The sequence below is a fragment of the Thalassovita gelatinovora genome (genome assembly GCF_001458355.1).
Taxonomy (GTDB): domain Bacteria; phylum Pseudomonadota; class Alphaproteobacteria; order Rhodobacterales; family Rhodobacteraceae; genus Thalassobius; species Thalassobius gelatinovorus.
The window spans coordinates 61150-80837 of the sequence record NZ_CYSA01000015.1 but is presented as its reverse complement, the minus strand read 5'-3'; the positions used below and the strand labels follow the sequence as shown (position 1 = coordinate 80837).

23 protein-coding genes are annotated in these 19688 nt (G+C 59.0%); 18 read left to right on the top strand and 5 right to left on the bottom strand.

All coding sequences use genetic code 11. From position 1 onward, the window contains the following. Positions 1–414 (bottom strand): DMT family transporter, encoded by a 414-nt coding sequence (locus TG4357_RS05210; RefSeq protein WP_058262385.1) that lies wholly within the window; start codon positions 412–414, stop codon positions 1–3. Positions 415–583: 169 nt separating this feature from the next. Here TG4357_RS05210 and TG4357_RS05205 point away from each other — a divergent pair, with 169 nt between their 5' ends. The 3 genes from TG4357_RS05205 (at position 584) to TG4357_RS05195 (ending at position 1900) form a co-directional block, all read left to right on the top strand. After that, entirely contained in the window at positions 584–967 is a 384-nt protein-coding gene (locus tag TG4357_RS05205) for a c-type cytochrome (protein ID WP_058261813.1), read from the top strand. A gap of 88 nt (positions 968–1055) precedes the next feature. Then, complete coding sequence (locus TG4357_RS05200; RefSeq protein ID WP_058261812.1) at positions 1056–1472, top strand: c-type cytochrome; 417 nt, start codon at positions 1056–1058, stop codon at positions 1470–1472. Between the two features lie 20 nt (positions 1473–1492). Beyond that, the gene (locus tag TG4357_RS05195) at positions 1493–1900 is read left to right on the top strand and encodes a c-type cytochrome (RefSeq protein WP_058261811.1); all 408 of its coding nucleotides are present in this window, start codon (positions 1493–1495) and stop codon (positions 1898–1900) included. Positions 1901–1917: 17 nt separating this feature from the next. Here TG4357_RS05195 and TG4357_RS05190 read toward each other — a convergent pair whose 3' ends face one another. Beyond that, on the bottom strand, positions 1918–2595 hold the full coding sequence (locus TG4357_RS05190) for a hypothetical protein (protein ID WP_058261810.1): 678 nt from the start codon (positions 2593–2595) through the stop codon (positions 1918–1920). Between the two features lie 881 nt (positions 2596–3476). On the opposite strand from TG4357_RS05190, the gene TG4357_RS05180 reads away from it, so the two are divergent. The 12 genes from TG4357_RS05180 (at position 3477) to TG4357_RS05130 (ending at position 15162) form a co-directional block, all read left to right on the top strand. Beyond that, positions 3477–4523 carry a TRAP transporter substrate-binding protein gene (locus TG4357_RS05180; RefSeq protein WP_058261808.1) on the top strand — a complete coding sequence of 349 codons (1047 nt, stop codon included), beginning with the start codon at positions 3477–3479 and terminating at the stop codon, positions 4521–4523. 249 nt (positions 4524–4772) lie between these two features. After that, positions 4773–5240, top strand: coding sequence for a 4-hydroxylaminobenzoate lyase (locus TG4357_RS05175; RefSeq protein WP_175473937.1), 468 nt, complete (start codon positions 4773–4775; stop codon positions 5238–5240). A 24-nt stretch (positions 5241–5264) separates the two neighbouring features. Beyond that, on the top strand, positions 5265–6803 hold the full coding sequence (locus tag TG4357_RS05170; RefSeq protein WP_058261806.1) for a benzoate-CoA ligase family protein: 1539 nt from the start codon (positions 5265–5267) through the stop codon (positions 6801–6803). Continuing rightward, the gene (locus tag TG4357_RS05165) at positions 6803–7627 is read left to right on the top strand and encodes an alpha/beta fold hydrolase (protein WP_058261805.1); all 825 of its coding nucleotides are present in this window, start codon (positions 6803–6805) and stop codon (positions 7625–7627) included. Before TG4357_RS05170 ends, TG4357_RS05165 begins: the two co-directional genes overlap by 1 nt. Then, positions 7624–8115 carry a DUF309 domain-containing protein gene (locus TG4357_RS05160; protein ID WP_233487432.1) on the top strand — a complete coding sequence of 164 codons (492 nt, stop codon included), beginning with the start codon at positions 7624–7626 and terminating at the stop codon, positions 8113–8115. Before TG4357_RS05165 ends, TG4357_RS05160 begins: the two co-directional genes overlap by 4 nt. 142 nt (positions 8116–8257) lie before the next feature. Further along, positions 8258–9919 (top strand): 2,3-epoxybenzoyl-CoA dihydrolase, encoded by a 1662-nt coding sequence (gene boxC, locus TG4357_RS05155; RefSeq protein WP_058261804.1) that lies wholly within the window; start codon positions 8258–8260, stop codon positions 9917–9919. A 79-nt stretch (positions 9920–9998) separates the two neighbouring features. Next, on the top strand, positions 9999–11450 hold the full coding sequence (gene boxB, locus TG4357_RS05150; protein WP_058261803.1) for a benzoyl-CoA 2,3-epoxidase subunit BoxB: 1452 nt from the start codon (positions 9999–10001) through the stop codon (positions 11448–11450). Positions 11451–11525: 75 nt separating this feature from the next. Beyond that, positions 11526–11699, top strand: a complete 174-nt coding sequence (locus TG4357_RS19655; RefSeq protein ID WP_168370968.1) for a hypothetical protein — start codon at positions 11526–11528, stop codon at positions 11697–11699. Next, on the top strand, positions 11696–12883 hold the full coding sequence (gene boxA / locus TG4357_RS05145; RefSeq protein WP_058261802.1) for a benzoyl-CoA 2,3-epoxidase subunit BoxA: 1188 nt from the start codon (positions 11696–11698) through the stop codon (positions 12881–12883). Before TG4357_RS19655 ends, boxA begins: the two co-directional genes overlap by 4 nt. Beyond that, entirely contained in the window at positions 12870–13346 is a 477-nt protein-coding gene (locus tag TG4357_RS05140) for an acyl-CoA thioesterase (protein ID WP_058261801.1), read from the top strand. Before boxA ends, TG4357_RS05140 begins: the two co-directional genes overlap by 14 nt. 76 nt (positions 13347–13422) lie before the next feature. Further along, a complete protein-coding gene (locus TG4357_RS05135; protein WP_058262383.1) occupies positions 13423–14340 on the top strand; it encodes a helix-turn-helix transcriptional regulator in 918 nt (305 codons plus the stop codon). Between the two features lie 87 nt (positions 14341–14427). Further along, positions 14428–15162, top strand: a complete 735-nt coding sequence (locus TG4357_RS05130) for a 3-hydroxyacyl-CoA dehydrogenase family protein (protein ID WP_058261800.1) — start codon at positions 14428–14430, stop codon at positions 15160–15162. A 177-nt stretch (positions 15163–15339) separates the two neighbouring features. On the opposite strand, the gene TG4357_RS05125 is transcribed toward TG4357_RS05130, so the two are convergent. Then, the gene (locus tag TG4357_RS05125) at positions 15340–15636 is read right to left on the bottom strand and encodes a type II toxin-antitoxin system Phd/YefM family antitoxin (protein WP_058261799.1); all 297 of its coding nucleotides are present in this window, start codon (positions 15634–15636) and stop codon (positions 15340–15342) included. Positions 15637–15878: 242 nt separating this feature from the next. Here TG4357_RS05125 and TG4357_RS05120 point away from each other — a divergent pair, with 242 nt between their 5' ends. Further along, positions 15879–16064: a hypothetical protein gene (locus tag TG4357_RS05120; RefSeq protein WP_058261798.1), complete on the top strand. Its 186-nt coding sequence runs from the start codon at positions 15879–15881 to the stop codon at positions 16062–16064. Positions 16065–16142: 78 nt separating this feature from the next. On the opposite strand, the gene TG4357_RS05115 is transcribed toward TG4357_RS05120, so the two are convergent. Next, the gene (locus TG4357_RS05115; protein WP_058261797.1) at positions 16143–16898 is read right to left on the bottom strand and encodes an alpha/beta fold hydrolase; all 756 of its coding nucleotides are present in this window, start codon (positions 16896–16898) and stop codon (positions 16143–16145) included. A 66-nt stretch (positions 16899–16964) separates the two neighbouring features. On the opposite strand from TG4357_RS05115, the gene TG4357_RS05110 reads away from it, so the two are divergent. Next, positions 16965–17339, top strand: a complete 375-nt coding sequence (locus TG4357_RS05110; protein WP_058261796.1) for a hypothetical protein — start codon at positions 16965–16967, stop codon at positions 17337–17339. A 91-nt stretch (positions 17340–17430) separates the two neighbouring features. Here TG4357_RS05110 and glyA read toward each other — a convergent pair whose 3' ends face one another. Next, a complete protein-coding gene (gene glyA / locus TG4357_RS05105) occupies positions 17431–18714 on the bottom strand; it encodes a serine hydroxymethyltransferase (RefSeq protein ID WP_074647000.1) in 1284 nt (427 codons plus the stop codon). A 168-nt stretch (positions 18715–18882) separates the two neighbouring features. Between glyA and TG4357_RS05100 the strand changes: the two genes are divergently transcribed. Beyond that, positions 18883–19644 carry an NAD kinase gene (locus TG4357_RS05100; RefSeq protein ID WP_058261794.1) on the top strand — a complete coding sequence of 254 codons (762 nt, stop codon included), beginning with the start codon at positions 18883–18885 and terminating at the stop codon, positions 19642–19644. Positions 19645–19688: the final 44 nt, after the last annotated feature.

The window sequence follows — 19688 nt, the reverse complement described above, 5'->3', positions numbered from 1 at the left end:
TCAGACCTTCCGCGCCAGGTACAGACCAAGACACATCATCGCGACCCCCAACGTGCGTTTCACCGTCAACGGGCTGAGCGCGGCACCGAACAAGCCGAAATGATCGATTGCCGCGGCACAGAACATCTGCCCCAGAAGCACGAAGAAAACCGCGTTTCCGATCCCGAATTTCGGCGCGATCATGGTGACGGACAACACGTAGAAAACGACGAAAAATCCGGCCAGAAACAGATGTTTGGGTGCATCCCACGCTTTGACCAACGGGGCCGGTCCGTACACCAGAAGCACCAATATGGATGCCAGCCAGGCCACGGTGAACAGGATGGCGGCGGCGGCCACCGGCGACCCGATCCGGGTGCCAAGCGATGCGTTCAGCGCGGCGAGAATCGGAATACCGACACCGGCGGCGAACATGATCAGGGCATAGGTGGTGGTCTGGGGCACTTGGGTGCATCCTTTCTGACGAATTGCCGGGACAATGCGCAAATCCCACCCGGTTGTCACCCGTTTTGGGATAATCGCGCAAGGGGGTGGCGTCCGACCTGTGGAATGGTAAAGCTGTGGAAACGAAAGGGATATCCCGATGAAGCGCCTGATCGCGGTTCTGTTTCTTGCCGCGTGCAGCGACGCGCCGGACCCTGCGGGGCAAGACCTGTTCAACGCCTATTGCGTGATGTGTCACGGGCCTGCGGGGCAGGGCGATGGCGGCCTGGCGGGCGATCTTGATATCCCGCCGGCCGACCTGTCTTTGCTGGCCGATCGCAATGGCGGCGTGTTCCCGCGCGATCTGGTGATGGAAACCGTCTATGGCTATCCGGGCAAATTCCACATGGCGGCAATGCCGGAATTCGGACCGCTGCTGACCGGCCCGACCCGAATGGTGCGCAGCCAAAGCGGCGCATTGATCGAAACCCCCGAGGCGTTGATCGAACTGACCGACTATGTTGAAAACCTGCAACAACGCTGATGCAGGTGATATGATACGTGTCAAAGTCGTGCGCCCCGGCCTGTGCCAAACTAAGGGCGAGCATGTTGCGCAAAAAAGGAAGCGGCGAATGTATAGAACAGTTTTTACCGCCACGCTGATCGGGATGATCGCAACCGGTGGCCAGGCTCAGGAAATCGACATGTCCGATGCGGTCGAATCGGGGCGCGACCTTTACATGCGCCATTGCGCCACCTGTCACGGACTCGAAGCTGATGGTGCCGGGCCGATGGCACCGGTCTTACTGATTCAACCCAAGGCGCTGGCCAGTCTGAGCGCGGAAAACGGCGGCGATTTCCCGTTGATCAGGATGATTCAGCGCGTTGACGGGCGCGACCCGCTGGTCAGCCATGGCAGTTCGATGCCGGTTTACGGCGAATTTTTCGAAGGCGACGATACCGCGCTGAAAACCCCGGCCGGACAGCCGGTTATGACCAGTCGACCGATTGCCGATCTGGTGGCTTATCTGCTAACCATTCAGGAATGAAGCAGATAGGGGAGTCGCGGATGAAACCCAAAGTGATCTTGTCGGCACTGGCCGCATCGGCCCTGCTGACCGCCTGCGTTGAAAACAGCATGCCCGAAGCCGATGAAGGGGCGGCGCTTTACGCCAATAATTGCGCCATCTGTCATGGTTCTACAGGACGCGGCGACGGCGAATTGGCCAAATCGCTGCGCCCGGCGCCCTCTGATCTGACTGCCATCACCCGGCGCTATGGAACCTTTCCCCGCGCCCATGTGCTGTCGGTGATCGACGGTTATACAAGGATGGAAAATCCCGGTGACGACATGCCGGAATTCGGGCTGCTGCTGGAAGGCGACACCGTGCCGGTCGATATCGGCGATGGTACGTTTTCTCCGGTGCCGCGTCCGTTGGCCGCGCTGCTGGTCTATCTCGAATCCATTCAGCAATGACAACCGGCGGCCAGGGCCTAGTCGCAAATCCCGCGCGTTTGCGCGTCGCGCCATGGCACCACCGCCAAGGCATCGACCCGGCTTTGCAACAGCGCCACCGGCAATTCCTGCGCCAATAGATCATGCAGCCGCCCGGTGCGCGCCGCCTTGGGGGCCAGCGCCCGGCAACAGACGAATTCTTCCACGATCGAGGCTTGCTGCTCGTAGGGATAATCTAGGAACCGCGCATCGCTTTGCAGATCGAACAGGTAGGGATCTGCGCCGCCGCCATGTTCCTGCGCCGCTTTCAACGGGTTGTAATGGGTCCGCTTGCGGTTCTGCCATTGCCAGACATGCGCTATTTCATGCGCGAACAGCATCAGCGCATAAAGATTGGTGCCGGGAACGAATTCTTCGGTGTAATCTTCCAAAAACAGGTCCTGGCGCAGAAATATCCGGTTGAACAGTGTCGTCGCTGCGGGTGACGAGGTCACGAATTCATCTTCCACCGGCGGGAATACCCGTTCCTGACAGGTCACCCGGGGCCGCTTGGGATAGCGGAAGGTGAAACTACGGGCGAAATGCCCATTGATCAGTCGCACCCGGCTCGGGTCAAGCTGATCACCGTAAATCGTAGAGGCAAAAGACACTTCCCCCGGCGTCAGCGGACGGCCGCAGGCGGCAAGACACAGCAAAAGAACCCAAACAAAACGCATGGGCCGATTAGGCATGGCGCGCGGTGCTTCGTCCAGCCCGTATTTGCTCCCGCATTTGCTTAAGGTCTGGGAAACCGGGCCGCACCAAGCCACCGGGGCAACGGGTGTCTACATCAGCAGCGACAGCGCGGTAATGGCCACGGCTGCGCCCAGGATCAGGGTAATCATACGCATCTTCAAATTCACTTTTCAAAACAACCCGGCGCCTTGAAATAAACTGGCGCCGGGTCAGGATTCGGGCTTATCCCACAGTCACCTGTGGTAGCGAACTTGCTTCGGAATCGGGTATCCATGTCAACGCAGACATGGCCGAGGCCGCAACAATCCAGCCCAATACGATCGGCAGAAATCGCATCGTTCGTCCTTTCGGAGTTAGGTCTTCGGTTACGAGCAGGGCTGATTGCAATTTATCTGCCAAGCACATACCGCAACAGTGTGGTATTCCTGACCTGTGATCGCTTTGCCGCGTTTGGCGCGAAAATGCCCCTCTATGGCATCAAGACATCTTCGGGCGACATGACGGGGCTTTCCTTTGGCCGAAGGTCAGGGCGGAGCGTGGCAAAAACATGGGTCGAAAATGCATAATAATGCACGTCGGCCCTGCCGGTCACAGCACAGTCGGTGGATGAACCGTAACGGTGCGAATTGCCAGTGTTTTTGTCGATATTCCCTCCCTGGTAGCAAATTCGATTTCCCTCTCCGCTTGGAAAGACAAACCGGATTAGCGGCAAAAGCGCCCAAGCCCCGCCGATGAATTTGAAAAAAATTGCATTATAGTGCGAGTTGTGAAAAAAGAATCTTAGCAAGTCAGCAATGACGCGCTATGGTCCGGTGCAATACTGGCAATACAATGCTTCCAACAGGAAGTAACGGGAGGAAATATGACTACACGTAGAAAGCTTTTCGGCTTTGTTGGTGCGGCTGCGGTTGCGGCAGCGGCCAGTTTTGCCGCGCTCCCCGCTCAGGCGGCGGATGTAACCCTGACAATGCATCAGTTCTTGCCGCCGCAGGCGAATGTGCCAAAGCTGGTGCTGGACGTATGGGCCGATAAGGTCGAAGCGGACTCCGGCGGCCGGATCGAAGTCGAACGCTATGGGTCGATGGCGCTGGGCGGCAAACCGCCAGAGCTGATGGATCAGGCGATTGATGGCATCGCCGATGTTGTCTGGACCGTGGTCGGCTATACCCCGGGTCGGTTCCCGCGTACCGAAGTCTTCGAACTGCCCTTCTTTGTCGCAGATGCCCGCGCAGCGTCCTACGCCTATTGGAAACTGTTCGAATCCGACATGAAGGATACCGATTTCAAGGATGTGAAAATCCTCGGCACTTGGGTGCATGGTCCCGGTCTGCTGCACACCAACAAGCCGGTCACCGTGCCCGGCGATCTGGCGGGCATGAAAATCCGCGGCGGTTCGCGTCTGGCCAACGATCTGTTGTCCCGTGTCGGCGCCACCCCGGTCGGCATGCCGGTGCCTTCGATCCCCGAAGGTCTGTCCAAGGGCGTTCTGGATGGCACCACCATCCCGTGGGAAGTGACCACCGCGCTGAAAGTGTCTGAACTGGTGCATAACCACACCGAATTTGACGGCCCGGCGCTGTATAACCTGACCTTCGTTCTGGCGATGAACAAGGACAAGTACGAATCCCTGCCCGACGATCTGAAAAAGGTGATCGACGACAATTCCGGTCTGGACTTCTCGGTCTTCGCCGGTGGCACTCAGTCGGATTCCGATGGCCCCGCGCGTGAAATCGCGGTGGGTCTGGGCAACAACATCATCACCGTCAGCGAAGCAGACGCTGCCGAATGGGGAAAGTTGGCGCAACCGATCTATGCGGATTGGGTCGCCGACATGGACTCCAAAGGCATCGACGGTCAGGCGCTGATCGACAATGCTCGCAAGTTGATGGCCGAATATCCCGGCAACTGATCGCACGTCGTTGCGAAAGAAGGGCCGCGGCGTTCAGCGTCGCGGCCCTTTTGCGTTTTTGCCGGAAATTGCAAACCCGTGCCCGACCCTTGTCGGGCGGTTCGGGATTGGCACCTCGGGGGCGGGCATTCCGGCTGGAAGCTGAACTGTATTGTGCATTAAACTGCACAAAATTCCGCAAAATAATTGCAATACCGTCGCGATTGATGCAGGATAACGCACAATACGACTCGTATTTGGGAGGATCGCGTGTCACAGCAGCAATTCAACACATTGATGGGAAAACTGGCCGACAGCATCGCCGGGCTGCCGCTGGATCAAGCGCTCGAAGATCGGCTGAACGCCGATTTCGCCGTTGGGTCCGATGATTTCCAAGCCCTGTCGCGGCTTTGCGCCGAAGGCGAAGCCGAAGGTTGGCTGATGGCGCGCGAAGCGGGCGGCATCAAATTCGGCCGCGCAGTCAAGCCGGGATCGGCCGCCGGATCGTTCAGTGTCGATGTTGTCCGCATGAAAGACGTGCGCGGCCCGCATCACATCCATACCACAGGCGAAATCGGCGCAATCATGCCGCTTGACGGGGCGCCGCGTTTCGATGGCAAAGCCGCGGGCTGGTATGTCTACGGCCCCGGATCACAGCATCACCCGACCGTCACCGGCGGCGACGCTTATATCCTGTATCTGTTGCCAGAGGGCGCAATCGAATTCACCGGCCAATAGCCGGGGCGGGGGAGGACGCCATTCATGACAGAAAATAAAAACGCAGCGGTCTGGTTCATTGACCGCCATATCGCCGAAGGTCGTGCCGACAAGGTCGCCTTCCGCGAAGCAGACGGTGACAAACGCGATCTGACCTATGGCCGTCTGGCCCGCGAAACGTCGCAATTCGCTGGCGCGCTGTATCGCCACGGGGTGCGCCGCGAAGAACGTATCGCTATGATCGTGCGCGATCAGATCGAATTCCCGGTGGTGTTCTGGGGCGCGCTGAAAGCGGGCGCAATCCCGGTACCGATCAACACGCTGCTGTCCAGTCAGGTCTATGAAACCATCCTGACCGACAGCCGCGCGTCGATCCTCGTTGTGTCACAGGATCTGTGGGACGTGGTCGAACCTGCCATTCAGGGCAATCAATATCTGCGCGCGGTTCTGGTCATCGGCGACGCGCCCAGCGGCACCGAAAGCTATACCGCATTTACCGCAGGGGCCGATCCGGTCGACGCGGTTGATGTCAACGAAGACGAATTGGCTTTCTGGCTCTATTCTTCGGGGTCTACCGGATTGCCCAAAGGGGTGCGTCACGTCCATTCCAGCATGCGCGCCACCGCCGAACTGTTCGGTCATGGCGTGGTTGGCATCACCGAAGATGACGTTGTCTATTCGGTTGCCAAGATCTTCTTCGCCTACGGGTTGGGCAATGCGATGTCCTTCCCGCTATCGGTTGGCGCGACCACGATCCTGCTTGGCGGTCGTCCCACGCCGGACGTGGTTTTCGACATTTTCGAAGCGCATAAACCAACGATTTTCTGCGGTGTGCCAACGCTTTACGCTGCATTGGTCGCGGCGCAGGAACAACGCGGCGGGGCGAATAAAGGCCCCTTGCGGCTTTGCACCTCTGCCGGCGAAGCCTTGCCGCGCGATGTTGGCGAACGCTGGAAGTCGCTATTCGGTGTCGATATCATCGACGGGGTCGGTTCGACCGAAATGTTGCATATCTTCCTGTCCAACCGGCCCGGCGATATCGCCTATGGCACCTCGGGCCTGCCGGTGCCGGGATACGAAGTCCGGCTGGTCGATGAACATGACGAAGAGGTCGGCACGAGCGAAGTCGGTGAATTGCTGGTGCGCGGCCCCTCTTCCGCCGATGGCTACTGGAACCGCCGCAACAATAGCCAATCGACCTTTCAGGGCCATTGGACCCGCACCGGCGACAAATATGAACGCACCGCCGAAGGCCGCTTCGTCTACTGTGGTCGCACCGATGACATGTTCAAGGTGTCGGGCATCTGGGTGTCGCCGTTTGAAGTCGAACAGGCCCTGATCGAACATCCCGCCGTGCTCGAAGCGGCGGTGGTGCCGTGGGCTGATGAAAAGGGACTGGAAAAACCCAAAGCCTATGTGGTGCTCAAGGACGGTCAGTCCGAGGCCGAAATCGGTGACCTGAAGGAATTCGTCAAGGACCGGATCGGTATGTGGAAATATCCCCGCTGGGTCGAACTCGTCTCCGATCTTCCGAAAACTGCGACGGGTAAAATCCAGCGCTTCAAATTACGGGAATCAGCGTGATGCAGGTGGATTGGACAGACGGTAAAACCGGGTTTCTGACCGCCGGGGGCAAGTCGCTGGAATATGCCTGTTTCGGCCCCGCGCCGGATCAGGCCCCGACCATCGTCATGCTGCATGAAGGGCTGGGATGCCTGGCGCTGTGGCGCGATTTCCCGCAACGGGTGGCTGCGGCCACCGGCTGCGGCGTTTTCGTCTATTCGCGCGCGGGCTACGGTCAATCCGATCTGGCCGATCTGCCGCGCCCGCTGGATTACATGACCCGCGAAGCGGTCGATGTGCTGCCGCAGGTGCTCGATGGGTTCGGGTTCCAGAACGGTATCCTGATGGGCCATTCCGACGGCGCGACCATCGCCGCGATCTATGCCGGATCGGTGGAAGATTTCCGGGTTCGTGGACTGATCCTGATGGCGCCGCATTTCTTCACCGAAGACATGGGGCTGGCCGAAATTTCCAAGGCGAAAACGGTGTTCGAAACCGGCGAGCTGAAGCAGAAGATGGCGAAATATCACCGCGACCCGGAAAATACCTTCCGCGGCTGGAATGACAGCTGGCTGGCGCCGGGGTTCAAATCCTGGAACGTGGGCGAAGTGATCGATTACCTGCGGATTCCGGTTCTGGCCATTCAGGGTCGTCAGGACCAATACGGCACCTTGGCCCAGATCGATGAAATCGACAGCCGGATCTATTCGCCGCTTGAAACCGCGATCCTTGACGATTGCGGCCATTCCCCGCATTTCGATCAACCGAAACAAACCTTGGCGGCGATCACCGATTTCACCGCCCGGCTGATCCGCATCGAACGCGAAAGCGTGGAAATCACGTGACCCCGGCGCGCACCATATCCGGTGCGGACGGGGTAGGGGGCGCGTCCTCGTGGCGCCCGGCCCATGCCTATGTGCCGGGCCGCACGCCGCGCCACGGCGACACCCTGTTTGATCCGATCAAGGCAACGGTGCCAGCTGACATCGCGGCGCTGCCGGACAGTCAGGCTTGGCGCGTCGGGCTGGATTTCCTGACCGAAGGTTATTTCTGGGAAGCGCATGAACTGCTTGAATCCGTCTGGATGGTCTGCCCGCCCAACAGTGCCGAAAGGCGGCTGGTGCAGGCGATTATCCAATACGCCAATGCCGGTCTGAAACGGAAAATGGACCGGCCTGCTGCCGCGACGCGGCTTCTGGGGCTGGCCGAAGGGTTGGGCAAGGACGCTTTCGGGCGCGGCGGCGAAGTGATTCTCGGGCTGCGCCGGGATGACCTAGTCCGGATCGCCAAGACCGTATCGGTGCCCCAAAGCGTAAATAGAAGTGCAATATAATGCATAAAATGCATAAAATCCGTGGCTGACTTCTGAAATAAGTCATGAAAAACAATGGTATAAATTACAATATGCAATATCATGCTTTACTGAGATGAAATTAGCATTATATTGCAATCAAAGAGACAAAAAGGAGACCGTCATGACCAAGGTCATCGACTTCCAGACCGACCCCAGCAAATACCGCCACTGGCGGGTTGAATATGATGGCCCCGTCGCCAACCTGTTCATGGATGTTGACGAAGATGGTGGCCTGTTCGACGGCTACAAGCTGAAACTCAACTCCTATGACCTGAGCGTCGATATCGAACTGGCCGATGTCGTGCAGCGGATGCGGTTCGAACATCCCGAGGTCAAGACCGTGGTGATGCAATCGGCCAAGGATAAAGTGTTCTGCGCCGGGGCCAATATCCGCATGCTGGGCGGTGCTGCCCACAGCCACAAGGTCAATTTCTGCAAATTCACCAACGAAACCCGCAACACGTTCGAAGCTGCCGAAGCGGATTCGGGCCAGAAATATATCGCAGCGGTCAAAGGCTCCTGCGCTGGCGGCGGGTATGAACTGGCCTTGGCCTGCAATCACATCATGCTAACCGATGACAGCACCTCCGCCGTTGCGCTGCCCGAAGTGCCGCTGTTGGCGGTGCTGCCTGGCACTGGCGGGCTGACCCGCGTCACCGACAAACGCAAGGTGCGCCGCGACCGCGCCGATATCTTCTGTTCGATCGAAGAAGGCGTGCGCGGCAAGCGGGCCAAGGATTGGCGGCTGGTCGACGAAGTCATCCCGAATTCCAAATTCAACGAAACCGTGCAGGAACGCGCCCGCGAATTCGCCGCAGCCTCGGCCAAGGCGGATGTCGAAACCGGCATCGCGCTGACCCCGCTGAACCGCGCCATCGGCGAAGACGGCTCTGTCACCTATTCCACGGTCGAAGTCGCGGTGGATCGCAACGGTCGCAAGGCGACGATCACCATTCATGGTCCCGATACCGACGCCCCGGCCGATATGGCGGCGTTCACCGCGCAGGGCGATCAGGCTTATATGCTGCGCATGGCGCGGGAACTGGATGACGCCATCTTGCATTTGCGGCTGAACGAAATGGAACTGGGCCTGCTGGTGTTCCGCACTCAGGGTGATCCGGTGAAACTGGCCGCACACGAAGCAATGCTGATGGCCAACGCCGATCACTGGCTTGCCAATGAGGTACTGAAATACTGGAAACGGATCCTGAAACGGATCGACGTGACCTCGCGCTCGATGGTGGCGCTGGTCGAACACGGTTCCTGCTTCACCGGTATTCTGGCTGAAATCCTGTTCTCGGTCGATCGCAGCTACATGATGGAAGACGAATTCGAGGGCGACAATCGTCCTCTCGCCACCGTCACCCTGACCGATGCCAATTTCGGCCCCTTCCCGATGAGCAACGATCTGACCCGGCTGCAAACCCGGTTCCTCGGCGAACCCGAGTCGGTAACCGAAGCCGAAGCCGCCAAGGGCAAGGCGCTCGAAGCAGAAGACGCCGACGAACTGGGTCTGGTGACGATGATCCTCGACGATATCGACTGGGAAGACGAAATCCGCGTCTTCATGGAAGAACGCGCCAGCTTCTCGCCCGACGCGATGACCGGAATGGAAGCCAACCTGCGTTTTGCCGGACCGGAAACCATGGAAACCCGCATTTTCGGTCGCCTGACCGCGTGGCAGAACTGGATCTTCAACCGCCCCAACGCGGTTGGCCCGGACGGTGCGCTGCAACGCTACGGCACCGGCATTCGCGGCGATTACAACATGGAACGTGTGTAACAGAATGGTGGGGTGAAACCCCCACCCTACCCAAGCCCGCAGGGTGGGTTTTGAACCCATCTCCCAGAGGAGGAATCAAATGATCGATCTCATCAATGTCAGCTACGACACCCAGATCCCGAACAATGTCGGCCTGAGTTCAGACAAGCGCGTTCTCAAGGCGCTGGAAAAATGGCACCCCGGTTATATCAACTGGTGGAGTGACCTGATCCCCGACAATTTTCAGCAATCGCTGGTCTATCTGCGCACCGCCGTTTCGGTCGATCCTAAAGGCTGGGCCAAATTCGACTATGTGAAAATGCCCGAATACCGCTGGGGCGTGTTGCTGGCCCCGGAAGTCGAAGACCGCCGGATTCCCTGCGGTGAACATGCCGGTGAACCGGTCTGGCAGGAAGTGCCGGGCGAATACCGCAACCTGATGAAACGTCTGATCGTGATTCAGGGCGATACCGAACCGGCTTCGGTCGAACAACAGCGGTTCCTCGCCCTGTCGGCGCCGTCGCTTTACGACATGCGCAACCTGTTTCAGGTCAATGTCGAAGAAGGCCGCCACCTCTGGGCGATGGTCTATCTGCTGCATAAATATTTTGGTCGCGATGGCCGCGAAGAAGCCGATGATCTGCTGCGCCGGTCGTCCGGGTCAGAAGAAGCGCCGCGGATGCTGGGCGCGTTCAACGAAGAAACACCCGATTGGCTGTCTTTCTTCATGTTCACCTATTTCACCGACCGTGATGGCAAGATGCAGCTCGAAAGCCTGGCACAATCGGGCTTTGACCCGCTGTCGCGCACCTGCCGCTTCATGCTGACCGAAGAAGCGCATCACATGTTCGTCGGTGAAACCGGCGTCGGCCGCACGATTCAGAAAACCTGCGAAGTGATGAAGGAACACGGCATCGACGATCCTTATGATGTGGAAAAAATCCGCTCTTACGGTGTCATCGATCTGCCGACGATCCAGAAGAAACTGAACCTGCATTACACCTTGTCGCTTGATCTGTTCGGTCAGGAAGTTTCGACCAACGCCGCCAACGCGTTCAACGCCGGCATCAAGGGGCGCTATCAGGAACACCGGATCGACGACGATCACATGCTGAAAAACGATACCTACACGGTGTGGGATCTGGAAGACGGCAAAGTGGTGCGCAAGGATGTCCCGGCCCTGACCGCGATCAACATGCGCCTGCGCGACGATTACACCCGCGACGCGTCGGGTGGGGTTGGCCGCTGGAACAAGATCATCGAAAAGTCGGGCATTCAGTTCGAACTGAAGCTGCCGCATGAATCCTTCCACCGTCAGATCGGCGTGTTCTCGGGGCATAATTTCAACCCCGAAGGCATTCTGGTTTCCGGTGCGGAATATGATGAAGGCGTGACTAAATGGCTGCCGACCCATGCCGATGGCGATTATATTCAGTCGTTGATGAATCCGGTGATGGAACCGGGCCAATATGCCAGCTGGATCGCCGCCCCCAAGGTCGGTATCGATAACAAGCCGGGCGATTTCGAATATGTTAAGCTGCATCAGGCCTAAGGCCCGATCATAACGTTCCGGACAAGGCGGTACGCCGCCTTGTCCAAACCGAAGACCAACAGCAGGAGACCCGAAATGGAAGCACAACGACTTTCCGGCCACGCTCCGCGCACCACCGCGCTTGGCCAGCAACTGACCCAACTGAACGGGCCTTGCATCGGGTGTTCGGAATGTCAGGGCCTGTGCCGGGTGCTGATCGATATGGTGACGATCCCCGACATCCTGCTCCACCGGGAGACCACGGCATGAACAAGCCGATCAAACAACATCTGATCGACCCCGAAATCTGCATCCGCTGTTATACCTGCGAAATGACCTGCCCGGTCGAGGCGATCCATCACGACGACAACAACGTCATCGTCGATGCCGAAGCCTGCGATTTCTGCATGGATTGCATTCCGGTCTGCCCGACCGGGTCGATCGACGAATGGCGGGTGGTGACAACCCCCTATTCGATGGACGATCAATATTCATGGGATGAATTGCCGGATCAGGAAGACCTTGGTGCCGACGAAGCCGCCACCTCGGTCGAAGCGTTGGACGATTCCGTCGCGCAACTGCTGGCCGAAGCCCATAAAGGGGCAGGCGGCAAGGCCAAGGCCCCCGCCACCGCCGCCAAGCCCAGCGTCAACATGTACAATCTCGGCAAACCCGCGACCGCGCGGGTGCAGGGCAATTACGGCCTGACCCGGGATCCCGATCACGACGTGCATCACATCATCCTCGATCTGGGCGCGACCCCGTTTCCGGTGCTGGAAGGGCAATCCATCGGGGTCATCCCGCCAGGCACCGACGAAAACGGCAACCCGCACCTGCCGCGGCTCTATTCGATTTCCAGCCCGCGCGACGGCGAACGGCCGAATTTCAACAACATTTCGCTGACCGTGAAACGCGAACAAAACGGGCTGTGTTCCAACTATGTCTGCGATCTGAAACCGGGCGACGAAGTCCGCATCACCGGCCCGTTCGGGGCCACTTTCCTGATGCCCGACGATCCACAGGCACGGCTGCTGATGATCTGCACCGGCACCGGATCGGCCCCAATGCGCGCCTTCACCATGCGGCGACAGCGCAGCGCGGGCGGCAAATCGGGCGGCATGACAATGTTTTTCGGTGCCCGCACCCCCGAAACCTTGCCCTATTTCGGACCGCTGAAAAAGGTGCCGCAGGATTTGCTGGATCAGCATCTGGTCTATAGCCGGGTCGAAGGCCAGCCGCGCGAATACGTGCAAGACCGCATCGTGCAGGAACAAGACAAGGTCGCCGATCTGTTGCTCGATCCCAAAACCCATATCTACATCTGCGGCTTGCGTGGCATGGAAGAAGGGGTGGACCTTGCCTTTGGGTCGATCGCGGAAAGCCTCGGACAACAATGGACAACCCTGCGCGACGCCATGCGCGAAGAAGGCAGATACCACGTTGAAACCTACTGAATCAGATCGCCCCGATGACGCGTATGAACATGTCATCCGGGTCACATGGGGCGATTGCGACCCGGCCAAGATCGCCTATACCGCCCGCATCCCGTGGTTTGCGTTGGATGCGATCAATGGCTGGTGGGAACTCAACCTTGGCGGTGACGGCTGGTTCCAGATGGAACTGGATCGCAACATGGGCACGCCTTTCGTGCATATGTCGCTGGATTTCTTCGCGCCGATCACTCCGCGCCACCGGCTGATCTGTCTGGTCTGGCCGACCCGGCTCGGCGACACTTCGGTCGAATTTCGCGTTGACGGGTTTCAGGACGGCACGCTTTGCTTTTCGGGCCGCTTCGTCAACGTGTTCACCATCGCCGACCAGTTCCGTAAATCCCCGCCTCCCGACGCGATACGCAAGATCGTTCAGGCCCGGATTCCCACCGCGCCACGCGCCGCTGATCCGAACGGGGATAATTGACTTCGGCGATTGATTCACACCGGTAATCCCGTATGGTATGCATTATATTACATACGCGGGGCAGCGCGGGGGCAGCATGGCGGAAATTACCACATTCAGTGGAAAAGTGACCGAAATTGGCGGGTCGCAAAGCGCTGAAGACGCCGTTGCCGACCTGCTGTCACAGGTCGGGCTGCGGGTGCGCCGGGTGCGCGAACGCAAAGGCATTCCGCGCCGGGTCCTGTCCGAATTGTCCGGCGTGTCACCGCGCTATCTGGCGCAACTGGAAAGCGGCGAAGGCAATATTTCGATCGGTTTGCTGAAACGGGTGGCCGACGCGCTGGATCACCGGATCGAATGGCTGGTCGGCGACGAAGATCCGTGGAATTCCGACGTGCAGCGGATGGCCGAACTTTACCGCTCTGCCGACCGCGAAACCCGCAAAGCGGTGACCCGGCTTCTGAGCTATGAAACCGAAGGCAGCCTGCGCGCGTCGCGGATTTGCCTGATCGGTCTGCGCGGCGCCGGGAAATCCACCATGGGTCGGCGGATCGGCGAAGCATTGGGCATTCCCTTTCTCGAACTGAACCGCGAAATCGAAGATCACGCCGGGATGCCGGTGTCGGAAATCATGGCGCTGTACGGCCAAGAGGGATATCGCAAGCTGGAATCCGACGCGATGGACCGGGTCGTGGCCACCCATGACAAGGTCGTTCTGGCCGTTGCGGGCGGTATCGTGGCCGAACCCGGCACCTATGCCAAGCTGCTGTCGCGGTTCCACACGATCTGGCTCAAGGCAACGCCGCAAGACCATATGGACCGGGTCCGCGCCCAAGGCGATGAACGCCCGATGGCCGGCAATCCCGAAGCGATGGCGCAACTCAAGTCGATCCTGCAAAGCCGCGAAGTTCTCTATGAACGGGCCGAAGCGATGCTGGACACCTCCGATGTCAGCGAAGACGCTGCTTTGGGTCGATTGCTGGCGCTGATTTCCGATAACGGCTTCATCGACTGAAAAGTCGGCATCATGCCGAGCGGTGGCGATGACGTTCGAAGTCAATGCCCGGCATTTGCATTATAGCGCAGAAGATTGGAACGCAAAATGGCGGCACTGCTCCCCCCGACCGGCCCTGACGATGGTGAACCTGCCGTGGCAGAGGGCGGCGATGCTATCCTTGATCGCCTTCTGGCCCGCTATCACGAAGCCGCCGACACCGTCTTCATGGATGGGTCCACCCCGTGGGAAGTGGACGAAGCGATGGTCGATTTCGGCTTTGCCCTAGGTCCTTACGAAGCACAGGACCTGACCGGCCTCGATATCGAATTTGTCCAACGCCGCCGTCGGGATGCAAATCGCGCCCCAAACCGCCGCCATATCCCCATCCTTGACCGGATGATCGAACTGGGCAAGCTGGGCCGCAAGACCGGCGCGGGCTGGTATCGCTATCCCGGTGGCGGCGGCAAGGTGGATGATCCCATCGTCGCCGACCTCGCCTTGGAAGAATCGCATTTCGAACGCCGCACCCGCACCGATTACAGCGCCGATCAGATCCGCGATCGGTTGCTGCTGGCGCTGATCAACGAAGCTGCCGATCTTCTGCATGACGGCACTGCGGCCACCGCCCGCGACATCGATCTGGTGATGATCCACCGGCTTGGCTTTCCCGCGTCGCGCGGCGGTTTGATGCGCTATGCCGACAGCTTGGGCGCCGCGCATATTGTTGAGCGGTTGCAGGCGCTAATCCCCGAAGACCCGGTCGCCTGGGCCATCAGCCCGCGGCTGCTGACAGCGGCCAAGACCGGCCAGAAACTTGCCGATCACGACGGATCGACATAATCCCACCCGGCACACCGCCATTTCCACTCCGTCGGTATTGCCGATGGTAAATGCAATGAGCCGGGGTAAGCCGGGCTTAAGCCCGGCCTACATCCTGAAACATCCAACCCCGGATGGCCCGGAAATTCGACTCAGACGTCGATCGCGAACGGTCGACCGGGCCGCGCAGCCCGCCGCTCATCGCGTTTTGTCCCAATCCCAAGGCAGCGGCAAATCTGCCCGCGGATCGCGCGCCTTGACGGCTTTCCATTGGGCGTAAAGCCGGTCCAGCCTGCGGCGTTCCTCGGCCAGGCTGCGGCCTTCCCATTTTTCCAGCAATTCACATTGCTCCATCGGAACCACCGCGCAGGTGGAGGTCCCGTGTTTGGTGATCCAGACCCGGCCGCCGCGGTGCTGCACCCAACTCGAAAGCCGGGTGGCGTCGCGGCGAAATTCGGTGACGGAAACGATGCGATAGGGGGCAAGTCGGTCCATGGGCGATCCTTTCGGCCCCATCCTCGGGCGGGTCGGTTAACGCCGTGCTGACCCGCCGCGCGATGGGCCGGGGCATATGCAGTCTTTGGCGCTACAAATGCTACAAATATCAGCACTTAACGCTACAGCAGGCAGGGCATTCCGGCCCGGATTTCCGACCGTATTGATGCAAATCAAAGGTATGATATTCAAAATATGCTATATTAATCAGGAAGGATCGCACATCACCACAGGAGGGTCCCATGCTCAGACTTGGTTTTATTTTGCATCTCTTTATCGGCTCGACCCTTGCAGGGTCGGCCATGATCGCCGCGCTGGTGATGGGGATGGACACGATGCAGCCGCTTCTGCTTGCGGCGTTGGCTGGGTTTATCGTTGCGTTTCCAGTGACTTATCTTGTCACGCGGGCGTTGTATAGCAGCCAGTAAGAATCCCGTTGCAAACGGGCTATGGTGGTGACGGCGCAAAGGGAAGGGGTCCCCCGCGTGTCGTTGCCACCAGTTATTTCAAGTCAGATAGGCCCGCACTGCGGCTTCGAATTCGCGCGGTTTTTCGGCATGCAACCAATGCCCCGTATCGGGGATCTTGGCGAATTTTGCCTGTGGAAACAGGGCCTTGATGTGGGGCCGGTCTTCGCGTTTGACATAGTCTGATTTCGCCCCCGACAAAAACAGGGTAGGCCCGCCGAATTGACCATCAAGATCCGGAAAAGAAAGGATTTTTTCCATATCTTGTTCCAGTGCGTCATGGTTCAGCCGCCACCGTTTCTGCGCCACGTCAAGCGATTGGGTGAAAAAGGTCGGCAGGATCGGATCGTCGACCAGATCGCGCAATTGCGCCTCGGCATCGGACCGTTTTTCCACCTTGTCCAGATCCACCGCGCGCATCGCCTCGATATATTGCAACTGGGAATGGCCATAGGCGACAGGGGCAATGTCGGCAACGATCAAGCGATTGACAAGATTGGGATATTTCAACGCCAACACCATCGCTGCCTTGCCGCCCATGGAATGGCCCAGAACGTCCATAGGGCCGCCTTGGGCACGGATCACCCGCGCCAAATCCTCGGCCATGTCTTCATAGCTGTGACTGTCATGCCAAGGGCTGAACCCATGATTGCGCTGATCCACGGCAATCACTTGACGACCGTCGGACAGACGTTTGGCAATCACTCCCCAATTGCGCCCCGACCCATAAAGGCCATGAACGATCAAAAGCGAAGGACGATCGGTTTTTTCACCGTGGACAATCTGGTTCAGCATGGGGTCTAGATAGAGCAGGCGGCGTTAACAGACCAGTACCCTTGAGATCGGAACGGAGCAAGATCGGTGATCGACCCGAAAGAGCTTGAAAAAAAACAGGCCGAATTGACAAAGCTTCTGGCCGAAACTTTTGGCGCGTCCTCGGGCGATCTGCAACACCGTATGCGCAAAGTCGGGCGTCGGGTGCCGAAGCGGCTTCATGCAGCGGCCAAGGTGATTATCGAAGCGCAGGCAATGGCGGGTCATCCCAAGCTGCGGCAATTCATCGACGCCGCTGCGGTAAACCGGGCCTATCTGGACATCCGCGATCACCTGAAAACCATCGACGTGGCCGACCGGCGCAAAGGCGCGGTGCTGGGCCTGCTGGGTGGGCTGTCCTTCAATCTGCTATTGGTGCTGGCGCTGCTGCTGGCGTTTCTGATGTGGCGCGGATTTTTGTAAGGTTTCCAATCCACAAGATCATAATCCGCAATAGGAAACGCCGCCGCGGAACCCATTCCACGGCGGCGTTTTCTTTGCTTCAGGTCCGGCCTTACAGGGTCGGGTAGATCGGGAATTTGGCGCAAAACGCCTCGACTTCGGCCTTCACTTTTTCTTCGATCTCGGCATTGCCTTCTTCGCCATTGGCGGCCAGCCCGTCGACCACTTCGACGATCCAGTCGGCGATCTGGCGGAATTCGGCTTCACCGAAACCACGGGTGGTGCCTGCAGGCGTGCCCAGACGGATACCCGAGGTTACCATCGGTTTTTCCGGATCAAACGGGATACCGTTCTTGTTGCAGGTGATATGGGCGCGGCCCAATGCCTTTTCGGTGGCGTTGCCCTTCACCCCTTTGGGGCGTAGATCGACCAACATCACATGGGTGTCGGTGCCACCCGTGACCATGTCCAGACCGCCCTTCATCAGTTGATCGGCCAGCGCCACGGCATTGGCACGCACCTGTTTCTGATAGGTCTTGAATTCGGGCCGCAGCGCTTCACCAAATGCGACCGCCTTCGCGGCGATCACATGCATCAACGGACCACCCTGCAAACCGGGGAAAATGGCGGAATTGACCTTCTTGGCGATCGCTTCGTCATTGGTCAGGATCATGCCGCCGCGCGGACCGCGCAGGGTCTTGTGAGTGGTGGTGGTGGCAATATCAGCATAGGGGAAAGGCGAAGGATGTTCACCCGCCGCAACCAGTCCGGCAAAGTGTGCCATGTCGACCATCAGGTAGGCGCCGACGCTGTCGGCAATTTCGCGGAACTTGGCGAAATCAATCTGGCGCGGGATGGCCGAGCCGCCGGCGATGATCAGCTTGGGTTGGTGTTCCTGAGCCAAGGCTGCAACTTCGTCATAGTCGATCAGGTTGTCTTGCTGGCGTACACCGTACTGGACGGCGTTGAACCACTTGCCCGACTGGTTCGGGGCAGCGCCGTGGGTCAGGTGCCCGCCCGAGGCCAGGTTCATGCCGAGGATGGTATCGCCGGGTTTGATCAGCGCCATAAAGGCACCCTGATTGGCCTGACTGCCGGAATTGGGCTGTACATTGGCAAAGCCGCAACCGAACAGTTCCTTGGCCCGTTCGATGGCCAGATTTTCAGCCACATCAACGAATTGGCAACCGCCATAATAACGCCGGCCGGGATAGCCTTCGGCGTATTTGTTCGTCATGACCGAACCTTGGGCTTCCATGACGGCAGCCGAGACAATGTTCTCTGAGGCGATCAGTTCGATCTCATTGCGCTGGCGGCCAAGCTCGTCGGTGATCGACTGGAACAGCTCGGGATCGCGGGAAGACAGTGCTTCGGTGAAGAAACCGGTATCGGACATCGGGGACTCCGTGATGGGATGTTGGATTGGCCGCTAGGTAAAGGAAATAGGGCAGATGGGGAAGGCCCTATTGCGACGCAACGGCGAACAGTCGCGGCAGGGGTGGCGCCGCCCCGTAACTTGTGGTTCGATTGGCGCAAAATGACCCCAATCGGAAACAGGTCGCCTATGAGTCTTCGTATCGCCTTTGTCGCCAGCGACAGCCCGTCGGCGCAAACCGCCCGTGCGACCCTTGTCGGGCGCTATGGTCAGGCTCCTGAAAGCGATGCGAACGTAATCGTTGCCCTTGGCGGGGACGGGTTCATGCTGACCACGCTGCACCGGACCCAGCATCTGGATGTTCCTGTTTATGGCATGAATCGTGGCACTGTCGGGTTCCTGATGAACGAGTATTCCGAAACTGACCTGATGGACCGGCTGAAGGCGGCGGAGGAAGAAGTGATCAATCCACTGTCGATGCACGCCACCTGTGCCGGCGGCACCAAACACGAGGCGCTGGCGCTGAACGAAGTGTCGGTGCTGCGCAGCGGGCCGCAGGCCGCCAAGCTGAAAATTACCGTGGACGGGCGGTTGCGGATGGAAGAATTGGTATGCGACGGTGCCTTGCTCGCCACGCCAGCCGGGTCGACCGCGTATAATTATTCCGCCCACGGGCCGATTTTGCCGATCGGGTCCGACGTATTGGCGCTGACCGCGATTGCACCGTTCCGGCCTCGCCGCTGGCGTGGGGCGCTGTTGCCAAAGACCGCAAATGTGCGCTTTGACGTGCTGGAAGCCGACAAACGCCCGGTGATGGCCGAAGCCGATAGTCATCTGGTGGAAAACGTCGTCTGCGTTGAAATCCAGTCCGAACCTGATATCGAACATCGGATATTGTTCGATCCGGGCCACGGGCTGGAAGAACGGCTGATCCGCGAACAATTCGTCTGATCGGGGCAGCGATTCCGCTGATACCGCGCTGCTTGTGGGCTTTT